Source organism: Variovorax paradoxus, from assembly GCF_029919115.1.
Lineage (GTDB): Bacteria > Pseudomonadota > Gammaproteobacteria > Burkholderiales > Burkholderiaceae_C > Variovorax > Variovorax paradoxus_O.
This window is the reverse complement of record NZ_CP123990.1, coordinates 138,797-161,312: the sequence shown is the minus strand read 5'-3', so window position 1 is coordinate 161,312 and position 22,516 is coordinate 138,797. Positions and strand designations below refer to the sequence as shown.

The window sequence follows — 22,516 nt, the reverse complement described above, 5'->3', positions numbered from 1 at the left end:
CGTTTCTAACGTTCAGCTGTCAGGCCGCCTCTTCGGGCGGCGTCCAGCCCAGGCGCTCCAGCAAGGCACCGGCCGCGGCCGGTGCTTTTTCTTTGGCGCCATTGATGAAGTAAACGAACACGTCGCGCTTCTTGGGCGACCCGGCCCATTGCTGCGCGCGCTCGGCCCAGCTGTCGAGCGCTTTGGGCGCATAGCCGGTCTTCAGCTTGGCGTCGGCCATCATGAGCCGCGCGTAAGCAACATCCCCCTCGGGCTCTTCGAACGACGGAAACTTGTCGGCATCGGTGAACACGGTCGACACCTTGTGCTTCTTCGCAAGCGCCCGGTAGGCGGGCGTGATGAAGCTTTCGTGCCGCACGTCCATCACGTGGCGCAGCGCGCGGCTGCCCTCCTTCTTGGGCAACAGCTCCAGAAAGGCCTCGAAGTCTTCCGCATCGAACTGCTTGGTAGGCATGAACTGCCAGACGATCGGCCCGAGCTTGTCGCCCAGCTCGCTCACCCCGCTGTCGATGAAGCGCTTGATCGAGTCTTCCGCGGTAGCCAGCACCTTGCGATTGGTGGAAAAGCGCGAGGCCTTCATCGAGAACATGAAGTCGTCGGGCACCTCGTCATGCCACTTGCGGAAAGTCTCAGGCTTGAAGGTGCTGTAGTAGGTGCCGTTGATCTCGATGGCGCTGACCTTGCGGCTGGCATAGCGCAGCTCCTTCGCGTGCGCGAGCCCCTTGGGATAGAAGTTGTCGCGCCAGGGCTCGTAGGTCCAGCCGCCGATGCCCACCTTGATGTTTGCCTGGGTCCGAGTCGATGTTGCCTTGCTCACATTGCCCTCCGGGTTGAGATCGCCGCACTCTACGCGGGGTCGCGGCGAGGCGCAAAATGCGATTTTTCGTCACCCCCGCGGAGAACCCACCGATGAACGCCCCCCTGCACCGCGAAATGCCCGCCGGAACGCTCGACGCCGAGCGCGCCCTCTCCGATGTCACCGCCCAATGGGACGGCGACATCCTCAGGCAACTCACCGACTACATCGCCATTCCCGCCAAGTCACCGGGCTTCGACAAGGACTGGTCGGCCAACGGCTACCTGGAAACGGTGCTGCGCAACGCGGCCGCCTGGGTCGAGGCGCAAAAGGTCGAAGGCCTGAAGCTCGAGATCGTGCGCCTGCCGGGCCGCACGCCGGTGCTGTTCTTCGAAGTGCCGGCCACCGGCACAGACATGGGCGAAACGGTGCTGATGTATGGCCACCTGGACAAGCAGCCCGAGTTCACCGGCTGGCGCAACGACCTCGGCCCCTGGACGCCCAAGTACGAGAACGGCCTGCTCTACGGCCGCGGCGGAGCGGACGACGGCTACGCGGTCTACGCAAGCGTGGCGGCGCTGCAGGCGCTCAAGAACCAGGGCGCAGCGCACCCGCGCATCGTCGGGATCATCGAAACCTGCGAGGAAAGCGGCTCCTACGACCTGCTGCCCTACGTCGATGCGCTGCGCCCGCGCCTTGGCAATGTCGAACTGGTGATCTGCCTCGATTCCGGCGCGGGCAACTACGATCAGCTGTGGCTCACGACGTCGCTGCGCGGCATGGCCAGCGGCACGCTCAAGGTCGAAGTGCTGACCGAGGGCATTCACTCCGGCGACGCATCGGGCCTGGTGCCCTCGAGCTTCCGCATCATGCGGCAGGTGCTCGACCGCCTCGAAGACAGCGCCACCGGCCGCCTGCTGCCCGCCAGCTTCCATTGCGAAGTGCCGGCCGACCGCCTGGCGCAGGCCAAGGCCACCGCCGCCATCCTTGGCGAAGAGGTCTACAAGCGCTTTCCGTGGGCGCACTACGACTGCGGCGGCTCGACCATGTTCGCGCTGCCGACCACCACCGACCCGGTCGAGGCGCTGCTCAACCGCACCTGGAAGCCCACGCTGTCGGTCACCGGCGCCGAAGGCTTTCCGGCGTTGAAGGATGCGGGCAACGTGCTGCGCCCCTACACCGCGTTCAAGCTCTCGCTTCGCCTGCCCCCGCTGGTCGATGCGGCCGAGGCAGTACAGAAGCTGAAGGCCCTGCTCGAGGACAACGCGCCCTACCAGGCCCGGGTCACCTTCGAAAGCGGCGGCGGCGCCACCGGCTGGAACGCGCCGACGATCACACCGTGGTTCGAGGACGCGCTCAACAAGGCCTCGCAGGCGCACTTCGGCGCTTCGTGCGGCTATATCGGCCAGGGTGGCACCATTCCGCTCATGAACATGCTGAGCGCAGGCTTTCCCAAGGCGCAGATGATGGTCTGCGGCGTGCTCGGCCCAAAGAGCAATGCGCACGGCCCCAACGAGTTCCTGCATGTGCCCTATGCCAAGAAGCTGACCGCGGCCGTGGCAGAAGTGATTGCGGCGTTGCCCGCTGCGCATCGCGCCGCCGCAATGGAGCCGGCCGCCGCTTGACCGGTACCGCGCTGCGGCAGCCCCCGCTGCAGCGCGTTTCACCGTCACGCCCGCTTGAAGCGGCGCCTCACGCGTTTGCGGCGGCCTCGCGCCGACGGGTTCGCGCAAGCCACAGCAGCCCCGCGCCCGTGAGCACCACCGGTACCAGCGAGCCGTAGTTCAAGAGCTGCCAGCCCTGCGTCGTCACCAGCACGCCGGAGGCGAATGAAGTGAGCGCCACGGTGGCAAACACGCAGAAATTGAGCGCACCCTGTGCCCTGTCGCGTTCCTCCGCCGTGTAGGCCGTGAGCGAAAGCGTGGTGCTGCCGGTAAAGAGGAAGTTCCAGCCCACGCCCAAGAGGCAGAGCGCCACGAGAAAGTGCTGCAGCTCCACGCCCGACAGCGCCACCGCAATGCAGCAGAAGTTGAGGAGCAGCCCCACACCCATGACCGGCAGCGCACCGAAGCGGCGGATCAGGTGGCCCGTAAAGAAGCCCGGCGCGAACATGCCGATCACGTGCCATTCGAGCACCAGCGCGACATCGGAGAATGGCAGGCTGCAGATCTGCATGGCAATTGGCGTAGCGGCCATCAGCAGGTTCATCACGCCAAAGCCCAGCGCCCCCGAAGCCGCCGCCACGATGAAGACCGGCTGCCGCATGAGTTCCGGCAAGGTTCGCCCGCCGAGCGCCTGCTCGCGCGTGAGCGGGGCCGGAAACTCGATGAAGCGCATGATCGCCATGGACAGCAGCGCGACGCCCGCCAGCGCAATGTAGGCACCCGCGAACGGCACTGCGAACACTTCGCGCGTGACCGCCGCCAGGTTGGGTCCTGCCACGGCGCCGATCAATCCGCCGGCCATGACCAGCGACACGGCCTTTTCGCGCCACGCCGGGGCCGCAAGTTCGGCGGCTGCAAAGCGGTAGAGGCCGGCGTTGGCGTTGTAGTAGCCGGCCACCAGCGTGGCAAGGCACAGCAGCCAGAAGTTCTTCGAAACGGCTGCGAATGCGCACAGCAAGGCCGATGCGAACCCGACAGCCAGGCCGATCTGGAACGACCCGCGCCGGCCGAAGCGCTGCTGCGTGCGTGCCACCAGCCCGGTGGTGAGCGCGCCGCCCACCACGTAGCCCATGATCGGCAGGGTGGCCATCCAGCCGCGCGGCGCAATGCTCAGGCCCACAAGGCCGTTGATGGCAATGAACGTGACGTTGTTGGTCAGGAACAAGCCCTGGCAGATGGCAAGCAGCCAGAGATTGCGGTTCATGGAAAGGAGCTGGAAGCAGGTTGCGGCATGAAGGCTGAGGTTCTACGTGATTCGCCCCGGCTGCGCCAGTCGAAATGAGCGGCCAAAAAAAAGCGCCCTCGCGGGCGCTTGGACTTCAATGAGCAAATTTGCTTACAGCTGCTTGTTCTGCAGCAGGCCGCTGAGCGAACCCAAGAGGTCGTTGGGGGTGTCGAGGCCTTGCTCGGGCACCTTGCCGTGCGGCGTGAGTTGATCGATGAGGGCCGGCAGCATCGTGGCCAGCATGGGGAGCAGCGTTTGTGCATTGATGCCGAGCTTGGAGGCGATGCTGGCAATGGTGTCGCTGCCCAGCACGTCTTGCAGCTGGCCGCCCGAGACTGGCTGGTTTTCTCCCTTGCCGATCCACGAGCCGATCACATCGCCCATGCCGGCCTGCTCGAACTTCGAGACCAGCCCTCCCAAGCCACCTTGGCCGCCGTTATTTGCGAGCAGGCCGCCCAGTGCGCCAGCAAGGCCGCCCAGGTCTCCCAAGCCGCCGCCTTGCGGTTGCTGCTGCTGGGCAGCGCCTCCCAGCACTTGGCCGAGTACTGAATCGAGCAATCCCATGACGTTTCCTTGGTGTGTGACAAAACTGCTGGCATTGTCCCAGCGCGGTGGGACGCGGGCGAAAGAGGTTGCCCCACTTTCGCCTGCGCTGCGTGACAAATTACTTGGTGCGCACCGCGCGTTTCGGCAGCAGGGCCGGGCTCACCCCTTGCACGCCGACCAGCCCTAGCACTGTCACGAGCGAATTCTGCGCGCCTTTCCATGCGTCTGTCACGTCGATCGACTCGCTGAGGGCATGGAAGCCGGTGGACTTGCCGCCGCCGCCGATGATGATGGCGGGAATGCCGTACGACATCGGCACGTTGGCGTCGGTGCTGCCGCCGCGCAGCAATGTCTTGTGGCCGAAGGCGGTGTTCGATCGGATGGCCGCTTCCACGATCACTGAATCCGAGGGCGTGCGGCCGCCGGGCCGGTCGCCGATCAGCTTGTTGCTGGCGCTCAGCGTGGTGACGTTCCAGCGCTTGTTCTCCTCGGCCACGGCTTCGTCGATGGCGGCGAGAATCTTCTTTTCGGTTTCGAGCAGCGACGCCATGTCGTCCGAGCGAATGTCGATGGCCATGCGCGCATCCGGCGCAATGGTGTTCACCGACGTGCCGCCGCCCACGGTGCCGACGGTGAACGTCGTTTTCGGGAAGCTGGGCGTGCGAACCTCGGCAATCTTGGCGATGGCGCGGCCCATGCCGTGGATCGCGCTCGGCACCTGGCCGAAAGCGGCAAAGCTGTGGCCGCCCGGGCCCTTGAAAGTGACTTCATAGCGGTGGCTCGCGGTGCCCAGCACCAGCACGTTGCCATCTGGCGAAGGCTCCAGTCCCACCATGCCGTCGATGTCGAGGTGGTCGCGGAAGATCGCCTTCATGCCGCGCAGATTGCCCAGTTCCTCCTCGCCGACGTTGGCAACGAACAGCAGGTCGCCTACGGTCTGCACCTTGTTGTCGTTGAGCACCTTGAGCCATGACAGCAGCACCGACAGGCCGCGCGTGTCGTCGGCGATGCCGGGCGCGTGCAGCTTGCCGTCGCGCTCCTTCACCTTCACGTCAGTGCCGGCGGGGAATACGGTGTCCAGGTGCGCAGAAACCAGCAGCTTGGGGCCGTTGCCGGTGCCCTTGCGAAGACCCACCACGTTGCCTTCTGCATCGATCCTTGCATCGCTGAGGCCCAGCGCCTTCATGCGGGCCAGGAAGGCTTCGGCACGTTTCTGTTCCTTGAAGGGAGGCGCCTCGATCTCGGTCAGCATCTTCAGGTCTTCGACAGAGCGCTCATGGTCGGCCTTGACCGCGTCGAGCAGCTTTTGGATCGAAGGCGCGGCTGTCAGCTGGGCAAAGGCCTTGTCCACCTCCGGAGCGACCTGTGCGGGCGTGGGGGCCACGGCGGTGTTCTGGGCTCGCGCGCCGTGGGCGGCGAAGAACATGGCCAGCACAAGGGGAGCAAGGGGTGCGAATCGGAGCGCGCGTGGCGAGCGAAGCATGGCGTGAAGATCCTTCTCTTGTCGTGACGAAAGGGGTGGAACAGGCATTGTTCCGCAACTTGCTCGCCCGCGTGCCTAGCTCCCGGCCAGCGACACCAGCGCGGCGAGCGCTGCGGTTTCTGCGCGCAGCACGCGGGGGCCGAGCGTGACCGGCGCAAAGCCGCACGCAATCGCTTCCTGCTCTTCGGCGCCGCTCAAGCCGCCTTCGGGGCCGCTCAGCACCAGCACGCTGCGTCCGGCCGGAGCCGATGCGATGGCGTCCGCAAGACGGCGCGTGCCTTCGGCGAGGCTCAGGATGACGCGCAGAGCGCCTTCCCGGGCTGCTGCATCGGTCCATGCCGATGGGCTCGAGAAAGACCGCACCGGATGAATCACCGGCACACGGTTGCGGCCGCATTGCTCGCAGGCCGCAATGGCAATGGCCTCCCAGTGCGCCCGCTTCTTCTCGGCGCGTTCGCCCGAAAGGCGCAGGACGCCGTGGGCGGTTGCCAGGGGTTGGATGCTTGCGACACCCAGTTCGGTGGCCTTTTCGACCAGCCAGTCCATGCGTTCGTTGGCTGGCATGCCGACGGCGAGATGCACCGCCCGCGCGGCTTCGCGCTCCGCCGGCGCATGGGCGCCGACCGTGACCGAAACGTCGCTGCGCCCCATGCGCTCGACAACGGCGGCGTATTCGCCGCCTGAGCCGTTGAACAGCGTGAGCGCATCGCCGGGTTGCATCCGCAGCACTTGCACATGGCGGGCGGCGCCGGGCGGCAACGCCAGCGTGGCGCCGGAGGCCAGCGGCACCGGGCAGTGGAAGCGGGGCATCTAGACCCTGCCGTAGGCGAAGCCGGTGATGGCCGAGCTGCCTTCGATTTCGTCGATCACGCGCAGCAGGGGGGTCAGCTCCATGTAGCGGCTGGCCGTGGAGCGGATGTAGGCGATGAAGCGCGGTGTGTCGGCCAGGTAGCGCGGCTTGCCGTCGCGCAGCGTCAGGCGCGCGAAGATGCCGGCGACCTTGAGGTGGCGCTGCAGGCCCATCCATTCCACCGAACGATAGAAGGCCCCGAAATCGGGATCGACCGGCAGCTTGGCCTTGCGGGCGGCCTCCCAGTAGCGGACGGTGATGTCCAGCACGAACTCTTCCTCCCAGCTCAGGAAGGCGTCGCGCATCAGGCTTGCGATGTCGTAGGTGATGGGGCCGTAGACCGCGTCCTGGAAATCGAGCACGCCCAGGTCGGCCCCGCTGCGGACCATGAGATTGCGGGGCATGAAGTCGCGGTGGACGTAGACACTTGGCGAGGCCAGGTTGCTCTCGACAATGAGCTTGAAGCTGCGCTCCAGCCGCTCCTTGAGCTTGCCTTCGACGGCAATGCCGCGATGGCGGCCGATGTACCACTCGGGGAAAAGCGCCAGCTCGCGTTCGAGCAAAGCCCTGTCGTAGGGCGGCAGCACACCCGGCCTGGACGCCAGCTGCCAGCGGATCAGCGCGTCGATCGCCTCGTCGTAGAGCGGACGGCTCGCATCGGGCCTGGCCGGATCGATCACATCGAGCATGGTCTGGTGGCCGAGATCGTCGAGCAGCAGAAAGCCGTTGGGCCGGTCCCATTCGAGCACTCGCGGCGCCGTCACGCCGGCTTCGGCCATGAGGCGCGCGATGTGCACGAACGGTTCGCTGTTTTCCTTGTCGGGCGGCGCATCCATCACGATGCGCGTGCCGGCGGCTTCGGTGGTGCCGACGCGGAAGTAGCGCCTGAAGCTCGCATCCGCCGAGGCAAGGCGCACGGTACCGGGCAGCAGGTGGTGTGCGGCGGCAATGCCGGCCAGCCAGCCTTCGAACACTGCGGCGCGCTGCGGATCGGCCCACAGAATGGGGTTGGCAGGGGGTGCGGGCTCGGCGGCCGGGGACGGGGGTGCTGTCATGGATAATCGATTCTACAAATCCGCCTGGCGCGGCAACTCCTGCGGTCCCCTGGTCGAACAGAGTTGCCGCCGGCTCCTGCAACCTGCCGGCCTGCCGCGCCGTCCTCCCGACGATCCTTCGTTCCTGACCGATGCCTACGATCCAAAGCTCCCACGTTTGGCACCCTGTGCACTCGCAGCCCTCCTCGGGGAGACTGCGGTCCTTCTCCGGAACGATGCGGCGGGAGGCTTGATGAGCCGACGTGCTGCCGCCCTGCGGCGTTCCGGCCCGCCGCTGCCATTGGCGTTGCTGTCGCTTGCGCTGCTGCACGCGCACGGCGCTTTCGCGCAGCCGGCGGGCGGCCTCGACGGCCCGCTGGTGCTCAAGCGCACGCCGCAGCTGACCGAAACCCTGCCGCCGGCCGAGCGCGGCCAGCTGCCGAGCCTGATTACCGGCGACCGCCTGTCGGGACGCCAGGATCTCGAAACCGTGGTCGAAGGCAACGCCACCCTGCGGCGCGGCGAAGTCGCCATCACCGCCGACCGGCTCGAGTACTACCAGCCCGACGACCGCGCCAAGGCGCGCGGCAACGTGCGTGTTAACCAGGCCGGCAACGTGTACGAAGGCCCCGAACTCGAACTCAAGCTCGAGACCTTCGAAGGCTTCTTCAACAACGTGCGCTACAGCTTCCTGGCCACCGGCGGGCACGGCGAGGCCCAGCGCATCGACTTTGTCGACAGCAGCGTGTCCGTGGCCCGCCGCGCCACCTACACCACCTGTCGCCGCGAAGACTACCCGGGCTGGATGCCGGCATGGCTCCTGACTGCCGCAACCATGACCACCGACACCGAGGAAAACGTCGGCGTGGCCACCGATGCGCGGCTGAGCTTCATGGGCATCAGCACGCCGCCGCTTCCGAGCGTGAGCTTCCCGCTGTCGAGCGAACGCAAGAGCGGCCTGCTGCCGCCCACGATCGGCGTCGACAACACCAACGGCATCGAGATTTCGCAGCCGTACTACTGGAACATCGCACCCAACCGGGACGCCACCTTCACGCCCACGCTGATGAGCAAGCGCGGGCTCAACCTGGGCTCGGAGTTCCGCTATCTCGAGAAGGGGTACGACGGGACCATTCGCCTCGACTTCATGGGCAGCGACCGCCTGGTGGGCCAGCGCTACAACGAGTTGCGCACCACGCAGCTTCAGCAGCTGGCCAATGGAGAAATCCAGGCCAAGGACCTGACCGCGGCGCCCAACGGCACCAAGCGCTGGGGTATCTGGGCCAGCCACCACCAGGAGTTCAACGCCAAGGCTCTGGGCCTGGATTCGCTGACGGCCAACATCAACATCAACCGCGTCAGCGACAACGACTACTGGCGCGACTTCACGCGCACCCCCACGCTGGCACAGCGGCAGCTGCCCAACGAAGCGGCACTCAACTGGGCCAAGGACGACTGGAGCGGCATTCTGCGCACCACGCGCTACCAGACGCTGCAATACACCGCGTCGCCCATCGTGCCGTCCTACGACCGCATGCCGCAGATCACGGCCAACTACAAGAAGTACGACTGGCACGGCTTCGATGTGGGGCTGAACCTCGACTACACGCGCTTTCGCGTCAACAGCATCCTGAACGGCCAGCCCGGCTACGACTTCAACCAGCAGTCGCAACCCGATGGGGACCGCGCCTTTGCGCAGGCAAGCATCAGCCGCCCGTTCATCACGCCAAGCTCGTTCATCATTCCGAAGCTGCAGCTGCACGCGACTTCGTACAACTACTACCTGCCGCAGGCGGACATTCCGAAGCTCACCGTCAACGGAATCACGTACGTCAACGGCGTGCCCTACAACCCGAATTCGCTGTACTACTTTCCGACTTCGAGCAGCCGCACGGTCCCGACCTTCAGCCTCGACAGCGGCCTGATCTTCGAGCGCGACGCGAACTATTTCGGCCGTGCCTTCCGCCAGACGCTCGAACCGCGCGCCTACTACGTCTATACGCCGTACCGCAACCAGAGCATGCTGCCGAACTACGATTCGGCCGCCAACGATTTCAGCTTTGCGACCATCTATACCGAGAACGCGTTCTCGGGCAACGACCGCATTTCCGACACCAACACGCTCACGCTCGGCGTGACGTCCCGGCTGATCGACCCCGACACAGGCGTCGAAGCGGCGCGGTTCGGCATTGCGCAGCGGCTGCGCTTCAGCGACCAGAAGGTCACGCTGCCGGGCGGCGTGCCGGTCACCGATCGTGCGAGCGACCTGCTGGTGGGTGCCCAGATCAACTGGACGCCCAAGTGGAGTCTGGACACCGTCGTGCAATACAACCCCGACACGCAAAGATCCACGCGTTCGGCCATCAGTGCACGCTACAACCCCGAGCCGTACCACAACCTCAGCGCCGCATTCCGCTACCAGGCGCCCAGCACCCCGACCGCCACCGACGGCAACAAGTCGATCGACGTGGGCTGGCAGTGGCCGCTCAACGACCTGTGGGGCGACAAGGGCAAGGACCTCGGCCCGGGCAAGGGCCAGGGCGGCGGCCGTTGGTATGCAGTGGGCCGGCTCAACTACAGCCTGCAGGACAGGAAGCTCACGGACGGCGTGCTCGGTTTCGAGTACGACGGTTGCTGCTGGATCGGCCGCGTGGTGCTGCAGCGCGTGACCACCGGCCAGGTGACGGCCAACACCCGCATCATGTTCCAGCTCGAATTTGTCGGATTTTCCAGCATCGGATCGAGTCCCATGCAGGCCCTGCGGCAAAACATCCAGCGCTACCAGCCCCTGCGCGAGCCCACCGAGGCGCCGAGCCGCTTCACCAATTACGACTGAGACGATTGAGCAACGCCATGAAACACATCCGTTCCATCCTTACCCTGAGCTGCCTTGCGGCGCTGGCCGCAACCTCGGGCGCGCAGGGCCTGCGTACCGGCGGCGGCGGCATCACGGACATCATGCGCGCGGGGCCGCGCCTTGCGCCTCCGGTGCAGCGCAGCGCGCCTCCGGCTGCGGCACCCGTGCAGCGCTCGGCCGAGTACATCGTCGCCCTGGTCAATTCCGAGCCCATCACCAACACCGAGGTGCAGACGCGCGTCACGCGCCTCGTCCGGGAGAATCCGGAGGCCGAACGCGTGCCGCGTGCCGAGCTCACGCGCCTGGTGCTCGAGCGCCTGATTTCCGAGCGAGCCCAGCTCCAGTTGGCGAAGGAAAACGGCATCAAGGTGGACGACGTGGCGATCGACCAGGCCGAACAGACCGTGGCGCGCCAGAACGAACTCAGCGTTGAAGAACTGCGCCGCCGCGTGGTCGCCGAAGGCATCTCGGCACGCCAGTTCCGCAACGACCTGCGCGACCAGCTGCTGCTCACGCGCCTGCGCGACCGCGAAGTCGAGTCGAAGGTCAAGATCAGCGATTCCGAAGCCGACGAATACCTGCGCGACCAGCGCAACTCGCCCACCAAGGCCGCGGCCCTGCAGAACATCAACCTTGCGCAGCTGCTCGTCGCCGTGCCCGAGAGCGCCACCGACGCGCAGGTCGCCACGCTGCAGCAGAAGGCCCAGGGCCTCGCGCAGCGCGCCCGCTCGGGCGAAGACTTCGCAAAGCTGGTGCAGGAAAACTCCGATTCGCCCGATCGCGCCAACGGCGGCGCCATCGGCATGCGCAGCGCCGACCGCTATCCCACGCTGTTCGTCGAAGCGACGCAGTCGACGCCGGTCAACGGCATTGCGGGGCCCATCCGCTCGGGGGCGGGCTTTCACGTGCTGAAGGTGCTGGCCAAGGCCCAATTGGGCGCTGTGGACGCGACCGTTACGCAAACCCAGGTGCGCCACATCCTGCTGCTCAACGACCCCAAGCGCACGACGGCGCAAGCGGTGGCGCAGCTGGCGGAATTCAAGCGCCGCGTGCAAGCCGGCTCGGCCGACTTTGCCGGCCTGGCGCGCGACAACTCGCAAGACGCCAGCGCCAAGGAAGGCGGCGATCTCGGCTGGTCGCGCCCGGGCCAGTTCGTGCCTGAATTCGAAGAAGCGATGGACCGTCTCGCACCCGGCCAGATCAGCGACCCGGTGGTGTCCCGCTTCGGCGTTCACCTGATCCAGGTCGTCGGCCGCCGTGAATCCAAGCTCACCCAGGCCGAGCAGCGCGAAGCCGCACGCGCCGTGCTGCGCGAGCAGCGAGTCGAGGAAGCCTTCACCACCTGGGTGCAGGAAGTGCGCGCGCGCGCCTACGTCGAGTACCGCGAGGCGCCCCAGTCCTGATGGCACACATCGCCAGGAAGCGGTTCGGGCAGCACTTCCTGTCCGACGGCGGCATCATCGATGCGATCGTGCACGAGATCGCACCGCAGCCCGGCGATGCCATGGTCGAAATCGGCCCGGGGCTCGCGGCGCTCACGCAGCCGCTGGTCGAACGGCTCGGGCGCCTCACGGTGGTCGAGCTCGACCGCGACCTCGCCAAGCGGCTGCGGGACCACCCGCAACTCGACGTGATCGAGTCGGACGTGCTCAAGGTCGACTTCGCCGAACTAGCCGCCCGGTTTCCGACACCGCTTCGCGTGGTCGGCAACCTGCCCTACAACATCTCGACGCCCATTCTTTTCCATTTGCTGGGCTTCGCCCACCTGATTGCCAACCAGCATTTCATGTTGCAGAAGGAAGTGATCGACCGCATGGTCGCCAAGCCCGCCACCTCCGACTACAGCCGCCTGAGCGTGATGCTGCAGTGGCGCTACGAGATGGAAAACGTGCTGTTCGTGCCGCCGGAGAGCTTCGACCCGCCGCCGCGTGTCGACAGCGCCGTGGTGCGGATGGTGCCGTTGGCGCAGCCGCCGGCCGTCGATGCCGCGCGGCTCGGTGAGATCGTGCAGGTCGCCTTCAGCCAGCGCCGCAAGATCATGCGGCATACCCTGGGCAGGTGGCTCGAAGAGCATGGCTTTGCGGGCGAATTCGACGCCCAGCGCCGGGCCGAGGAAGTGCCCGTGGCCGAATACGTGGCCTTGGCGCAGGCCGTCCCCCCCGAGCCCAAATAAAAAAAGCCCGTCGAAACGGGCTTTTTTCTTGCGCCGGAGGCGAGGGCTATTTTTTAAGCCGCCGCCAGCCAGTAACCCGCATTGAACGGGCTGCTCATGCGCAATGCGAGCGGCGAAACGTCGACCAGTTTATCGGTCGGCATTTTTTCGCCTTCCGGCTCCGTGCCGGTTGCCGCGGCAGCTGTGCTGCCGTTGATTTCGATGCCATCGAGTGCTGCGCCGTTCGGCTGAGCCTCGTTCGCCCGTTCTGCTTGGCTGGTGTGTGCAGAACGGGCTACAGAAAAGAATAGAAGCACCGGAAGGGGACTTTCCGGTCTCCCCAGTAGTCGGAGGCATCGCGGAAGATGTCGAGCAGCTGCTCGCGCGCTTCCTTGTCGAACTTGGCGTTGGCCGGGATCTGCTCGAGCACGATGACAAAACCGGGCTGCGGGCCCGATTTATGCAACGGGTCGGTCATGCAGTCGTACAGCGCGTCGAAATTCTTGCCGAAGTGCGCCGGAAAGGTGAACTGCTGCGCGATGAGGTCGAGAACGTCCTGCTTGGTCTGGGCGTTGCCCAGGTTGGCGTACAGGAAGTGCTGGCCGGCTGCGTTGGCGGCTTCCTGCAGGTCGTTCACGCGGAACGCACGAATCGATTGCACGATGTTCGGGCGTACGGCACGAAGGGATAAGGTCATCTCCGCTGGTCTTTCCATAGTCATCATCATTTCTTCGGGGCGCTTCGGGGCGCCGCTCAAGTCGTTGTCATCGCTCATGGTGCAATCCGTCTGAAACTCGCGTAGTGGTCTGCCGTGTACCAGCAGGCCTCGGGTGTGGTGCGCTGTTCACCGCCGCAGACAATGCGCCGTGCACCGCGATCGCGCGAGCCGGGTGTTGCCACCGTGTACTCGCGGTAGTGACCGCGCCGCGCCGGCGGCAAAAGACGCTCGCGATTGCCAAATACCGTGCCGTCCTTTTCGTATCGGAAGGGGCCGCCACTCAGAATGGCTTCGTAGGTTCGCTGGCCCTGTGCCGGCAATTCGGACAGTGCGATCGATTCCTGGGCGGGCTTTCCGGTGCCGAACCACTCGCGGCGGGCCTCGGCCCCCGTCGCCAACGCCGCCAGCACAAAGCCGGTGAGCGCAAACTTAGTGACAGAGGACGTGATCGAGGCGTAAGCCGCCATGGGGCACCACAAGAAAAGAGCGGGGTTCCGAATTGCAGGAAACCATGGGGTTAACCCGCAAATTCAAGCCCGCGAGTGTGCACCACGCTGGCGAAAATAGCAAGCGACTGCCCAAAGTTTGAGCAGTGCAAAGGGGCGGAGAGTGGTCGCTTAAGTGGGCAGCCACTCTCGCCGGATGACTTATCGCTCGGCGTTTGCGTCAGCGACTGTCAAGGCTGTCATGTTCACGATGCGCCGAACAGTTGCGCTGGCCGTGAGAATATGCACAGGTTTGGCGGCGCCGAGCAGCACCGGGCCGATGGCGATATTTCCGCCTGCCGCAGTCTTGAGCAGGTTGTAAGAAATATTGGCTGCATCGATGTTTGGGAAAACCAACAGGTTGGCGTCTCCCGCGAGCGCGCTGTGCGGCATGACCACTGCGCGTTGCTTGCTGTCCAGCGCCACGTCGCCGTGCATTTCGCCGTCCACTTCGAGCCACGGCGCCTGTACGCGCAGCAGGTCGAGCGTCTTGCGCATCTTGACCGCGCTGGGCTCGTTGCTGGTGCCGAAGTTGGAATGAGACAACAAAGCGGCCTTGGGCTTGAGGCCGAAGCGCATCATTTCCTCGGCCGCCATGGTGGTGATTTCGGCCAGTTCCTCGGGCGAAGGGTCGTAGTTGACGTGGGTGTCGACCAGGAACACCTGGCGGTCGGGCAGCAGCAGGCCGTTCATGCAGGCGTACACCGGCACGTCCTGCGGGGTGCTTTCGCAGCCGCCAGGGCGCTTGCCGATCACCTGGTCGATGTAGTGCAGGTGGATCAGCGTGGTGCCCCAGGTGCCGCAGATCATGCCGTCGACCTCGTCCTTGTGCAGCAGCATGGCGCCGATCAGCGTCAGGCGGCGGCGCATCTCGATCTTGGCGGTTTGCACCGTCTGGCCCTTGCGCTCCGTCATGCGGTGGTAGGTCTGCCAGAAGTCGCGGTAGCGGTGGTCCTGCTCGACGTTGACGATGTCGTAGTCGAGCTCTTCCTTCAGGCGCAGGCCGAACTTCTCGATGCGCTGCGCAATGATGGCCGGGCGGCCGATCAGCGTGGGGCGGGCAATGCCTTCGTCCACCACGATCTGCGCGGCGCGCAGGACGCGCTCTTCCTCGCCCTCGCAATACGCCACGCGCTTCTTCTGCGCCCGCTTGGCGGCGTCGAAGATCGGCTTCATGGTGGTGCCCGAGGCATAGACGAAGCTCTGCAGGCGGTCTCGGTAGGCGTCCATGTCCTTGATGGGACGCGTGGCCACGCCGCTTTCGGCGGCGGCCTTGGCCACTGCCGGAGCGATCTTCATCATCAAGCGCGGATCGAACGGCTTCGGAATGAGGTATTCAGGGCCGAAAGACAGCTTTTCGCCGACGTAGGCGGCAGCTACGCGCTCGCTCTGCTCGGCTTGGGCCAGGTCCGCAATGGCGTGCACCGCCGCAATTTCCATCTCGTCGGTGATGGTGGTGGCGCCCGAGTCGAGCGCACCGCGAAAGATGTACGGAAAGCACAGGACGTTGTTGACCTGGTTCGGGTAGTCCGTGCGGCCCGTGGCCATGATCACGTCCGGGCGCACCGCGTGGGCGTCCTCGGGAGAGATTTCGGGGTTCGGGTTGGCCAGAGCAAAGATCACCGGCCGGGGCGCCATCTTGGCCACCATGGCGGGCTTGAGCACGCCGCCGGCCGACAGGCCCAGGAACACGTCGGCGCCTTCGATCACCTCGGCGAGCGTGCGCGCCGTGGTTTTCTGCATGTACTGGCGCTTGTCGTCGTCCATGAGCTCTTCGCGGCCTTCGTAGACCACGCCGGCCAGGTCGGTCACGAACACGTTCTCGCGCTTCAGGCCCACCTTGAGCAGAAGGTTCAGGCAGGCCAGCGCCGCGGCGCCCGCACCGGAGGTGACCAGCTTGACCTGGGTGATGTCCTTGCCCGCCACCTTCAGGCCGTTGAGCATGGCCGCCGCCACGGTAATGGCCGTGCCGTGCTGGTCGTCGTGGAACACCGGGATCTTCATGCGCTTGCGCAGCTCGCGCTCGACGTAGAAGCAGTCGGGGGCCTTGATGTCTTCCAGGTTGATGGCGCCGAAGGTCGGCTCCAGCGCGGCAATCACCTCGACCAGCTTGGCCGGGTCTTTTTCGTCGATCTCGATGTCGAACACGTCGACGCCGGCGAACTTCTTGAAAAGCACGCCCTTGCCTTCCATCACCGGCTTGGCCGCCAGCGGACCGATGTCACCCAGGCCCAGCACCGCGGTGCCGTTGGTGATCACCGCCACCAGGTTGCCGCGCGCCGTGTATTTGAAGGCGTTGGCCGGGTCCTTGACGATTTCCTCGCAGGGCGCGGCAACGCCGGGCGAATAGGCCAGCGACAGGTCGCGCTGGTTCACCATCTGCTTGGTCGCGGCGATGGCAATCTTGCCCGGCACCGGAAGCTCGTGATATTCGAGGGCTGCGCGACGCAACTCGGCGCGCTTGTCTTCGGGCGTAGGGGTCGATGAGTTCGTCGAATCGGACATGTGCCGTTGCTCCTGGTGGCGCTTCTTCTGGGGGCGCCGATTGTAGACCTCGGCCCATGACGCCATAGGCCGCATGGCGAGGTACCAGGCATGCCGAAAGCAACACGGCCTGTCAAGCCGATGTGGCAATATGCGCAGTCTGCAAAAAAACTCGACGAGGAGCGGCCATGGCCCTGATGGATTTCATCAAGAAACAGTTCATCGACATCATCCAGTGGACCGAGACTGGCGATGGCACGCTGGCCTGGCGTTTCCCCATGGCCGAGATGGAAATCCAGAACGGCGCCTCGCTCACCGTGCGCGAGTCCCAGGTGGCCGTGTTCGTCAACGAAGGCCAGGTGGCCGACGTGTTCGGCCCCGGCATGTACAAGCTCACGACGCAGACCCTGCCCGTGCTCACGTATCTCAAGAACTGGGACAAGCTCTTCGAATCTCCCTTCAAGAGTGACGTGTACTTCTTCAGCACGCGCCAGCAGGTCGACCAGAAGTGGGGCACGCCGCAGCCCATCACCATCCGCGACAAGGACTTCGGCGCCGTGCGCCTTCGCGCCTTCGGCAACTACTCGTTCCGCATTGGCGACGCCAAGCTGTTCCACACCGAGATTTCCGGCACGCGCGACATCTACAGCGCGGCCGACCTCGACGGCCAGCTGCGCGGCCTGGTGCTGCAGAACATCAGCAACGCCATTGCCTCGAGCGGCGTGCCCTTTCTCGACCTTGCGGCCAACCAGATCCAGTTTGCGCAGGCGCTGGCCGCGCAATTGGTGCCCGAGTTCGAGAAGATCGGCATCAAGCTCGAGAACATCACGGTCCAGAACGTCTCGCTGCCCGAAGAGCTGCAGAAGATCCTCGACCAGAAGATCGGCATGGGCATGGTCGGCAACGACATGGGCAAGTTCATGCAGTACCAGACGGCGCAGGCCATTCCCAAGTTTGCCGAGGGTGCCGGCAACGGCGGCGGCATTGCGGGCGACGCCATGGGCCTGGGTGCCGGCGTGGCGCTCGGCCAGGTGCTGGCGCAAAACCTCGCACAGGGCCTGAGCCCGAATGCTGCTGCCCAGGCTGCGGCAACGCAGCAGCAGCCCGCCGTTGCCGTGGTGAGCCCGAACGATGTCATGACCACGCTCGAGAAACTCGGCGAGCTCAAGGCCAAGGGCATCCTCACGCAGGAAGAGTTCGACGCCAAGAAGGCGGAGCTGCTCAAGAAGCTGGTCTAAGCACCGGCAATGGCTGAGCAACCAGGCGCCCAGCGCGCCTACCGTGCGCCCTGCCCCGGCTGCGGCGCACCGGTCGAATTCCGTTCCGCGCAATCGACGCATGCGGTGTGCCCGTACTGCCAGAGCACGGTCGTGCGCCAGGGCGACACGCTCGCGCGCATCGGCAAGATGGCCGAACTGTTCGACGATTTCAGCCCGCTGCAGCTGTTTGCGGCGGGCCGCATCCAGGACAAGCCGTTCACCATCGTCGGGCGGCTGCAATACAGCAACCCCGGCGGCCGCTGGACCGAATGGATTGCCGCGCTCGACGGCGACCGCACCGGCATCCTCAGCGAGGACAACGGCGCCTATGTCTTTGCGTTGCCCTTCGAGCTGCAGCGCGACCCGCCGCCGCCAACCGACCTGCGCGTGGGCGCGACCAGCGCGTTCAACGGCCAGAGCTACACCGTTTCGTCGAACGAACAGGTGGCGCTGCTTTCCGCCCAGGGCGAGCTGTCGCATCTGCCGGAACTGGGCCGTTCATTCCCCATGGTCGAACTGCGCAGCGGTAACGGGCTGGTGCTCAGCCTCGACTACAGCACGCACCCGCCCAGCGCGTACCTGGGCCGCTCCGTACAGCTCGAAGACTTGCAGCTCACCGGCCTGCGCGACGAGTCCGCCAAGGACGAAAAAGGCCGCGCCTTCAACTGCCCCAATTGCGGTGCGCCCGTTACCGTCAACCTGGCCGACAGCAAGAGCATTACCTGCGGCTCGTGCAACAGCATCATCGACCTGTCGCACGGCATTGGCGGGGAGCTGAAGCACGCCGAGCAGAACGAACCCGTTCGTCCGCTCATCGCCATCGGCAGCGTGGGCCAGCTGCAGGGTGCGCAGTGGCAGGTGGTGGGCTTCCAGCACCGCATGGGCACCGAGCCCGGCGACGACGAGCACTTCGGCTGGAGCGAGTACCTGCTGTACAACAAGAAGCGCGGCTTCAGCTTCCTTGTCGATGCCGAAGACGGCTGGAGCATGGTCAAGCCGACCACCGGCGCGCCCGTGATGGCCGAGAACGGCAGCAGCGCCACCTACCTTGGCAAACGCTTCACGCAGCAATACGCCTACAACGCCGAGACCACCTATGTGGCGGGCGAGTTCTACTGGCAGGTCGAGCGAGGGCAGAAAACCTTCAACCGCGACTTCGCCAGCGGCAATTCGCTGCTGTCGATGGAGCGTTCGGCCAACGAGCTGACCTGGTCTTCGGGCAGCAAGCTCGACAGCGGCGCGGTGTCCGCTGCGTTCAAGCTCGACGACAAGAAGGACATGTTCGTGCGCGGCGACGCGCTGCCCGTCAGCGCTGCATCGGGCCTGGGCTGCGGCACGATCATCCTCATTGCGGTCGTCGTCATCGTTTTGCTCATCATCCTGAGCACCTGCAGCAGCTCGTCCAGCGGATCGCGCAGTTCGGGCGGCTCGTACGGCGGCTACTCGAGCGGAGGCGGCCATAAATGAAGAACGCAACCAGGTTCGCGTCGATGACACTCACTACTGCTACTACGACTGGAGGTCCCCATGGGATTTGAATGGCTGAAACCGGGCGTGGTCCTCGGATCGCTCGTGTATGCGCTGCTTGGCGTGCTGATCTTCTGGCTCTGTTTCCTGATCATCGACAAGCTCACCCCTTATGACCTGTGGGGCGAGATCGTCGAGAAGCAGAACGTCGCGCTGGGGCTGGTGGTCGCGGCGATGAGCCTGGGCATCTGCGTCATCGTGGCGGCGGCAATTCATTAGCGCTTCGTTGGCTTCCGTGGATGCTCCTGCCAGCCCGGCGCGGCCGGCCAAGGGGCCGCAGCCCGTTGAAATTGCGCTGCTCGCCAGCGTGTTCGTGGTGGCCGCCTGCGGCCTGGTCTACGAACTGACCGCCGCAGCGCTGAGCTCCTACCTGCTCGGCGATTCGGTGCTGCAGTTCAGCACCATCATCGGCACCTACCTGTTCGCCATGGGCGTCGGCTCGTGGCTCTCGCGCTACTTCGAGCGGCAACTGCCCGCGCACTTCCTTCGCATCGAGCTGCTCGTCGCGCTCGTCGGCGGCGCGCTGCCGGCCATTCTTTTCCTGGCGAATGCGTACGTGCCCGGCGCGTTCCGCCTGTTGCTCTACGGCCTTGTGATGGTGGTGGGCACGCTGGTGGGGCTCGAGATACCGCTCGTGATGCGCATCCTCAAGCGCAACATCCAGCTCAAGAACCTCGTGTCGCAGGTGCTCACGTTCGACTATCTCGGCGCGCTCGCGGTGTCGGTCGCCTTTCCGCTCATCCTGGTGCCGCAGCTCGGCATGATTCGCACGGGGCTCCTGTTCGGCTTCATGAACGCGGCCGTGGCCGTATGGGCACTTTGGCTGTTTCGCCATGAGCTGCGCCGCATCGGTGCGCATGCGCTGGCTTGCTTTCTTGCGCTCGCCGCGCTGCTCGGCGCCTTTGTGTGGGCCGACCACATCACCACCCTGGCCGAAGACAAGTTCTACCAGGACCGCATCGTGTTCAGCGCCACTTCGCCTTACCAGCGCATCGTGGTCACGCGCGGGCAACTCGGCCATCGTCTTTTCCTCAATGGCAACCTGCAGTTTGCGGAGCGCGATGAATACCGCTACCACGAGGCGCTCGTTCATCCGGCGATGGCCGCCCATGGCGCGCCGAAGAAGGTGGCGGTGCTCGGCGGCGGCGACGGCATGGCGGTACGCGAGATCCTGAAATACCCCTCGGTCGAATCGGTCACGCTGGTGGAGCTCGACCCGAACATGACCCGGCTCTTCACCGAGCATGAAACGCTCGCGGCACTCAACGGCCATTCGCTGTCTTCACCCAAGGTGAAGGTCGTCAACACAGATGCCTTCCAGTGGCTGCAGCAGCCAGGAGACGTGTTCGACGTCATCGTGGTCGACTTTCCCGACCCCACCAACTTTGCCATTGGCAAGCTCTACACCAACAGCTTCTATTCGCTGCTCGAAAAGCGCCTTTCCGCGAGCGGCTATGCGGTGATCCAGACTACCTCTCCGCTGGTGGCGCGCAAGAGCTACTGGACCGTGGCAACCACCATCGAGTCGGTCGGTCTGAAGGCCACGCCGTATCACGCGCATGTACCGAGCTTCGGCGAGTGGGGCTACATCATTGCCAGCCGCCGCCCGTACCGCATGCCCGATGCGCTGCCCTCCGGACTGCGTTTTCTGGCACCTTCGACATTGCCGTTGATGTTCGACTTTCCGCTCGACATGGCGCGTGTGCCGGCCGAGGTCAACCGCCTGTCGAACCAGACCCTTGTCACCACTTACGAGCAGGAGTGGGGCAAGGTCATGACGCACTAGCCCCGACATGCAGCGGCGCGATTTTCTGGGTGTGGCAGGTGCGGCAGGCGCATTGGCGCTCGCCGGCTGCGAGGCGCCGCTGCCAATCATCGAAGGCGGCTTCACCGGCATCGACATGGCGCGGGGCCACGCCATGCGGGATGGCGCGCTCAAGAGCCAGGCACCCGCAACCGTGAAGCGCACGCGCGTGGTCATTGCCGGAGGCGGGGTCGCAGGCCTCGCGGCGGCGCGCGCCTTGCGGCTTTCGGGCGTCGAAGACTTCGTCCTGCTCGAGCTCGAAGACACGGCCGGCGGCAATTCGCGCGGCGGCATGGTCAACGGCATTGCGTGTCCGCTAGGCGCACATTACCTGCCGGTGCCCGACGACAACGCCCGCGAAGTGCAAGACCTGCTCGAAGAGCTGGGCCTGCGCCGGCGCGTGTCGGGCCGCTGGGAATATGACGAGCGCCATCTTTGCCACAGCCCCCAGGAGCGCCTGTTCTTTCGCGGCGAGTGGCAAGAGGGCCTCTTGCCCGTTCATGACGTCGGCGAAAGCACCCATGCCCAGTACCGCAAGTTCGCGCAGCGAATCGAGGCACTGCAGCACGCCGAGCATTTCGCCATCCCCACACTCAAGGTAGCAACAACCCCCGAACTGCTCGCGCTCGACGCCGTTCCGTTCGAGCGCTGGCTCGACAGCGAAGGCTTCGGCGACCCGCAACTCAGGTGGTATCTCGACTACTGTTGCCGCGACGACTATGGCGCCGGCATCGCCCATGTTTCGGCTTGGGCCGGCATCCATTACTTCGCCAGCCGGCACGGGTTTCACGCGCCGGGTTCATCGGGCAGCGTTGCCGATTCGAACCTGGAGCGCGACGGCGTACTCACCTGGCCCGAGGGCAACGGCTGGCTCACGAAGCGGCTCGCAGAGCCCCTTGGTGACCGGCTGCGTACGGGGCAGGTCGTCACGCGCATTGCCGATCTGCGCAGCGGCGTGGAGGTCGACGCATGGGACGCCGAAACGAAATCGCTGGTGCGCTGGCAAGCCGAGCGCTGCATCGTCGCCCTGCCGGTGTTCATTGCCGCCCGCATCGTCGAGAACGCGCCAGAGGTACTGAGCAATGCTGCAGCGCATGTGCGCCATGCGCCATGGCTGGTTGCCAACGTGCACCTGAGCGGCCCGTTGGCCGACCGTCTTGGCGCCGCACCGAGCTGGGACAACGTGGTCTACGGCACGCGAGGCCTGGGCTACGTCGACGCCCGCCACCAGACGCTCGATCCGACGCCGCGCGGCACCGTCATCAGCTGGTACCGGCCGCTTGGCCCCAGCCGCTATGACGCGCCCGACGGGCGTAGCGTGCTGCAGGAGCGCCCGTGGACCGGCTGGCGCGACGATCTGCTTGCCGAACTCTCGGTGCCGCACCCAGACCTGCCGCAGCTGGCAACGCGCGTCGAGATCACCCGCTATGGGCACGCCATGGCCATTCCCACACCGGGCTTGCTGGCACGGCTAGGGCCCGCGCACCGCGGCCCCATTTCTGCCGGCCGGCTCTCCTTCGCGCATGCGGACTGGTCGGGCTATTCGATTTTTGAAGAAGCCTTCACGCGCGGGCACGTTGCGGGCACGGTCGCCACATGAAGATCTTTGTCGCGGTTGCCGTGTTCCGCGCA

The 22,516-nt window shown here is 65.5% G+C and carries 19 protein-coding genes; 9 read left to right on the top strand and 10 right to left on the bottom strand.

Annotation, left to right across the window (positions count from 1 at the left end; all coding sequences use genetic code 11):
- Positions 1-19: 19 nt before the first annotated feature.
- The gene (locus QHG62_RS00720) at positions 20-817 is read right to left on the bottom strand and encodes a DUF72 domain-containing protein (protein ID WP_281148906.1); all 798 of its coding nucleotides are present in this window, start codon (positions 815-817) and stop codon (positions 20-22) included.
- Between the two features lie 92 nt (positions 818-909).
- On the opposite strand from QHG62_RS00720, the gene QHG62_RS00715 reads away from it, so the two are divergent.
- The gene (locus tag QHG62_RS00715; RefSeq protein WP_281148905.1) at positions 910-2,421 is read left to right on the top strand and encodes a M20 family metallopeptidase; all 1,512 of its coding nucleotides are present in this window, start codon (positions 910-912) and stop codon (positions 2,419-2,421) included.
- Between the two features lie 67 nt (positions 2,422-2,488).
- Here the strand turns inward: QHG62_RS00715 and QHG62_RS00710 are convergent, their stop codons facing one another.
- The 5 genes from QHG62_RS00710 to QHG62_RS00690 all read right to left on the bottom strand — a co-directional run bounded on the left by QHG62_RS00710 (position 2,489) and on the right by QHG62_RS00690 (position 7,619).
- Positions 2,489-3,664, bottom strand: a complete 1,176-nt coding sequence (locus QHG62_RS00710) for an MFS transporter (protein WP_281148904.1) — start codon at positions 3,662-3,664, stop codon at positions 2,489-2,491.
- Between the two features lie 132 nt (positions 3,665-3,796).
- Positions 3,797-4,249, bottom strand: coding sequence for a YidB family protein (locus tag QHG62_RS00705; protein ID WP_432445567.1), 453 nt, complete (start codon positions 4,247-4,249; stop codon positions 3,797-3,799).
- A gap of 100 nt (positions 4,250-4,349) precedes the next feature.
- Positions 4,350-5,714, bottom strand: coding sequence for a M20/M25/M40 family metallo-hydrolase (locus QHG62_RS00700; protein ID WP_281148902.1), 1,365 nt, complete (start codon positions 5,712-5,714; stop codon positions 4,350-4,352).
- A gap of 75 nt (positions 5,715-5,789) precedes the next feature.
- Positions 5,790-6,524 carry a 16S rRNA (uracil(1498)-N(3))-methyltransferase gene (locus QHG62_RS00695; RefSeq protein ID WP_281148901.1) on the bottom strand — a complete coding sequence of 245 codons (735 nt, stop codon included), beginning with the start codon at positions 6,522-6,524 and terminating at the stop codon, positions 5,790-5,792.
- On the bottom strand, positions 6,525-7,619 hold the full coding sequence (locus QHG62_RS00690; protein ID WP_281148900.1) for an aminoglycoside phosphotransferase family protein: 1,095 nt from the start codon (positions 7,617-7,619) through the stop codon (positions 6,525-6,527).
- Positions 7,620-7,851: 232 nt separating this feature from the next.
- Between QHG62_RS00690 and QHG62_RS00685 the strand changes: the two genes are divergently transcribed.
- From QHG62_RS00685 to rsmA, 3 genes are read left to right on the top strand one after another with little or no spacing between them, the layout of a single operon-like run.
- Positions 7,852-10,434 carry an LPS-assembly protein LptD gene (locus QHG62_RS00685; RefSeq protein WP_281148899.1) on the top strand — a complete coding sequence of 861 codons (2,583 nt, stop codon included), beginning with the start codon at positions 7,852-7,854 and terminating at the stop codon, positions 10,432-10,434.
- A gap of 17 nt (positions 10,435-10,451) precedes the next feature.
- Positions 10,452-11,858 carry a peptidylprolyl isomerase gene (locus QHG62_RS00680; RefSeq protein ID WP_281148898.1) on the top strand — a complete coding sequence of 469 codons (1,407 nt, stop codon included), beginning with the start codon at positions 10,452-10,454 and terminating at the stop codon, positions 11,856-11,858.
- A complete protein-coding gene (gene rsmA / locus QHG62_RS00675; protein WP_281148897.1) occupies positions 11,858-12,628 on the top strand; it encodes a 16S rRNA (adenine(1518)-N(6)/adenine(1519)-N(6))-dimethyltransferase RsmA in 771 nt (256 codons plus the stop codon). The genes QHG62_RS00680 and rsmA overlap by 1 nt, the downstream gene beginning before the upstream one ends.
- 53 nt (positions 12,629-12,681) lie before the next feature.
- Here the strand turns inward: rsmA and QHG62_RS00670 are convergent, their stop codons facing one another.
- The 4 genes from QHG62_RS00670 to QHG62_RS00655 form a co-directional block, all read right to left on the bottom strand.
- Positions 12,682-12,924 (bottom strand): hypothetical protein, encoded by a 243-nt coding sequence (locus tag QHG62_RS00670; protein ID WP_281148896.1) that lies wholly within the window; start codon positions 12,922-12,924, stop codon positions 12,682-12,684.
- On the bottom strand, positions 12,903-13,328 hold the full coding sequence (locus QHG62_RS00665) for a barstar family protein (protein WP_086012221.1): 426 nt from the start codon (positions 13,326-13,328) through the stop codon (positions 12,903-12,905). The genes QHG62_RS00670 and QHG62_RS00665 overlap by 22 nt, the downstream gene beginning before the upstream one ends.
- A gap of 50 nt (positions 13,329-13,378) precedes the next feature.
- On the bottom strand, positions 13,379-13,792 hold the full coding sequence (locus QHG62_RS00660; protein WP_281148895.1) for a ribonuclease domain-containing protein: 414 nt from the start codon (positions 13,790-13,792) through the stop codon (positions 13,379-13,381).
- 180 nt (positions 13,793-13,972) lie between these two features.
- Positions 13,973-16,315 (bottom strand): NADP-dependent malic enzyme, encoded by a 2,343-nt coding sequence (locus QHG62_RS00655; RefSeq protein WP_281148894.1) that lies wholly within the window; start codon positions 16,313-16,315, stop codon positions 13,973-13,975.
- A 167-nt stretch (positions 16,316-16,482) separates the two neighbouring features.
- Here QHG62_RS00655 and QHG62_RS00650 point away from each other — a divergent pair, with 167 nt between their 5' ends.
- Genes QHG62_RS00650 through QHG62_RS00630 form a run of 5 tightly spaced genes read left to right on the top strand, consistent with a single transcriptional unit; the run spans position 16,483 to position 22,484 of the window.
- Positions 16,483-17,532, top strand: a complete 1,050-nt coding sequence (locus QHG62_RS00650) for an SPFH domain-containing protein (protein ID WP_281148893.1) — start codon at positions 16,483-16,485, stop codon at positions 17,530-17,532.
- Positions 17,533-17,541: 9 nt separating this feature from the next.
- Complete coding sequence (locus QHG62_RS00645) at positions 17,542-19,020, top strand: DUF4178 domain-containing protein (protein WP_281148892.1); 1,479 nt, start codon at positions 17,542-17,544, stop codon at positions 19,018-19,020.
- A gap of 60 nt (positions 19,021-19,080) precedes the next feature.
- On the top strand, positions 19,081-19,299 hold the full coding sequence (locus tag QHG62_RS00640; RefSeq protein WP_015868006.1) for a DUF350 domain-containing protein: 219 nt from the start codon (positions 19,081-19,083) through the stop codon (positions 19,297-19,299).
- Between the two features lie 16 nt (positions 19,300-19,315).
- Positions 19,316-20,866, top strand: coding sequence for a polyamine aminopropyltransferase (locus QHG62_RS00635; RefSeq protein ID WP_281148891.1), 1,551 nt, complete (start codon positions 19,316-19,318; stop codon positions 20,864-20,866).
- A gap of 7 nt (positions 20,867-20,873) precedes the next feature.
- On the top strand, positions 20,874-22,484 hold the full coding sequence (locus QHG62_RS00630) for an FAD-dependent oxidoreductase (protein WP_281148890.1): 1,611 nt from the start codon (positions 20,874-20,876) through the stop codon (positions 22,482-22,484).
- Positions 22,485-22,516: the final 32 nt, after the last annotated feature.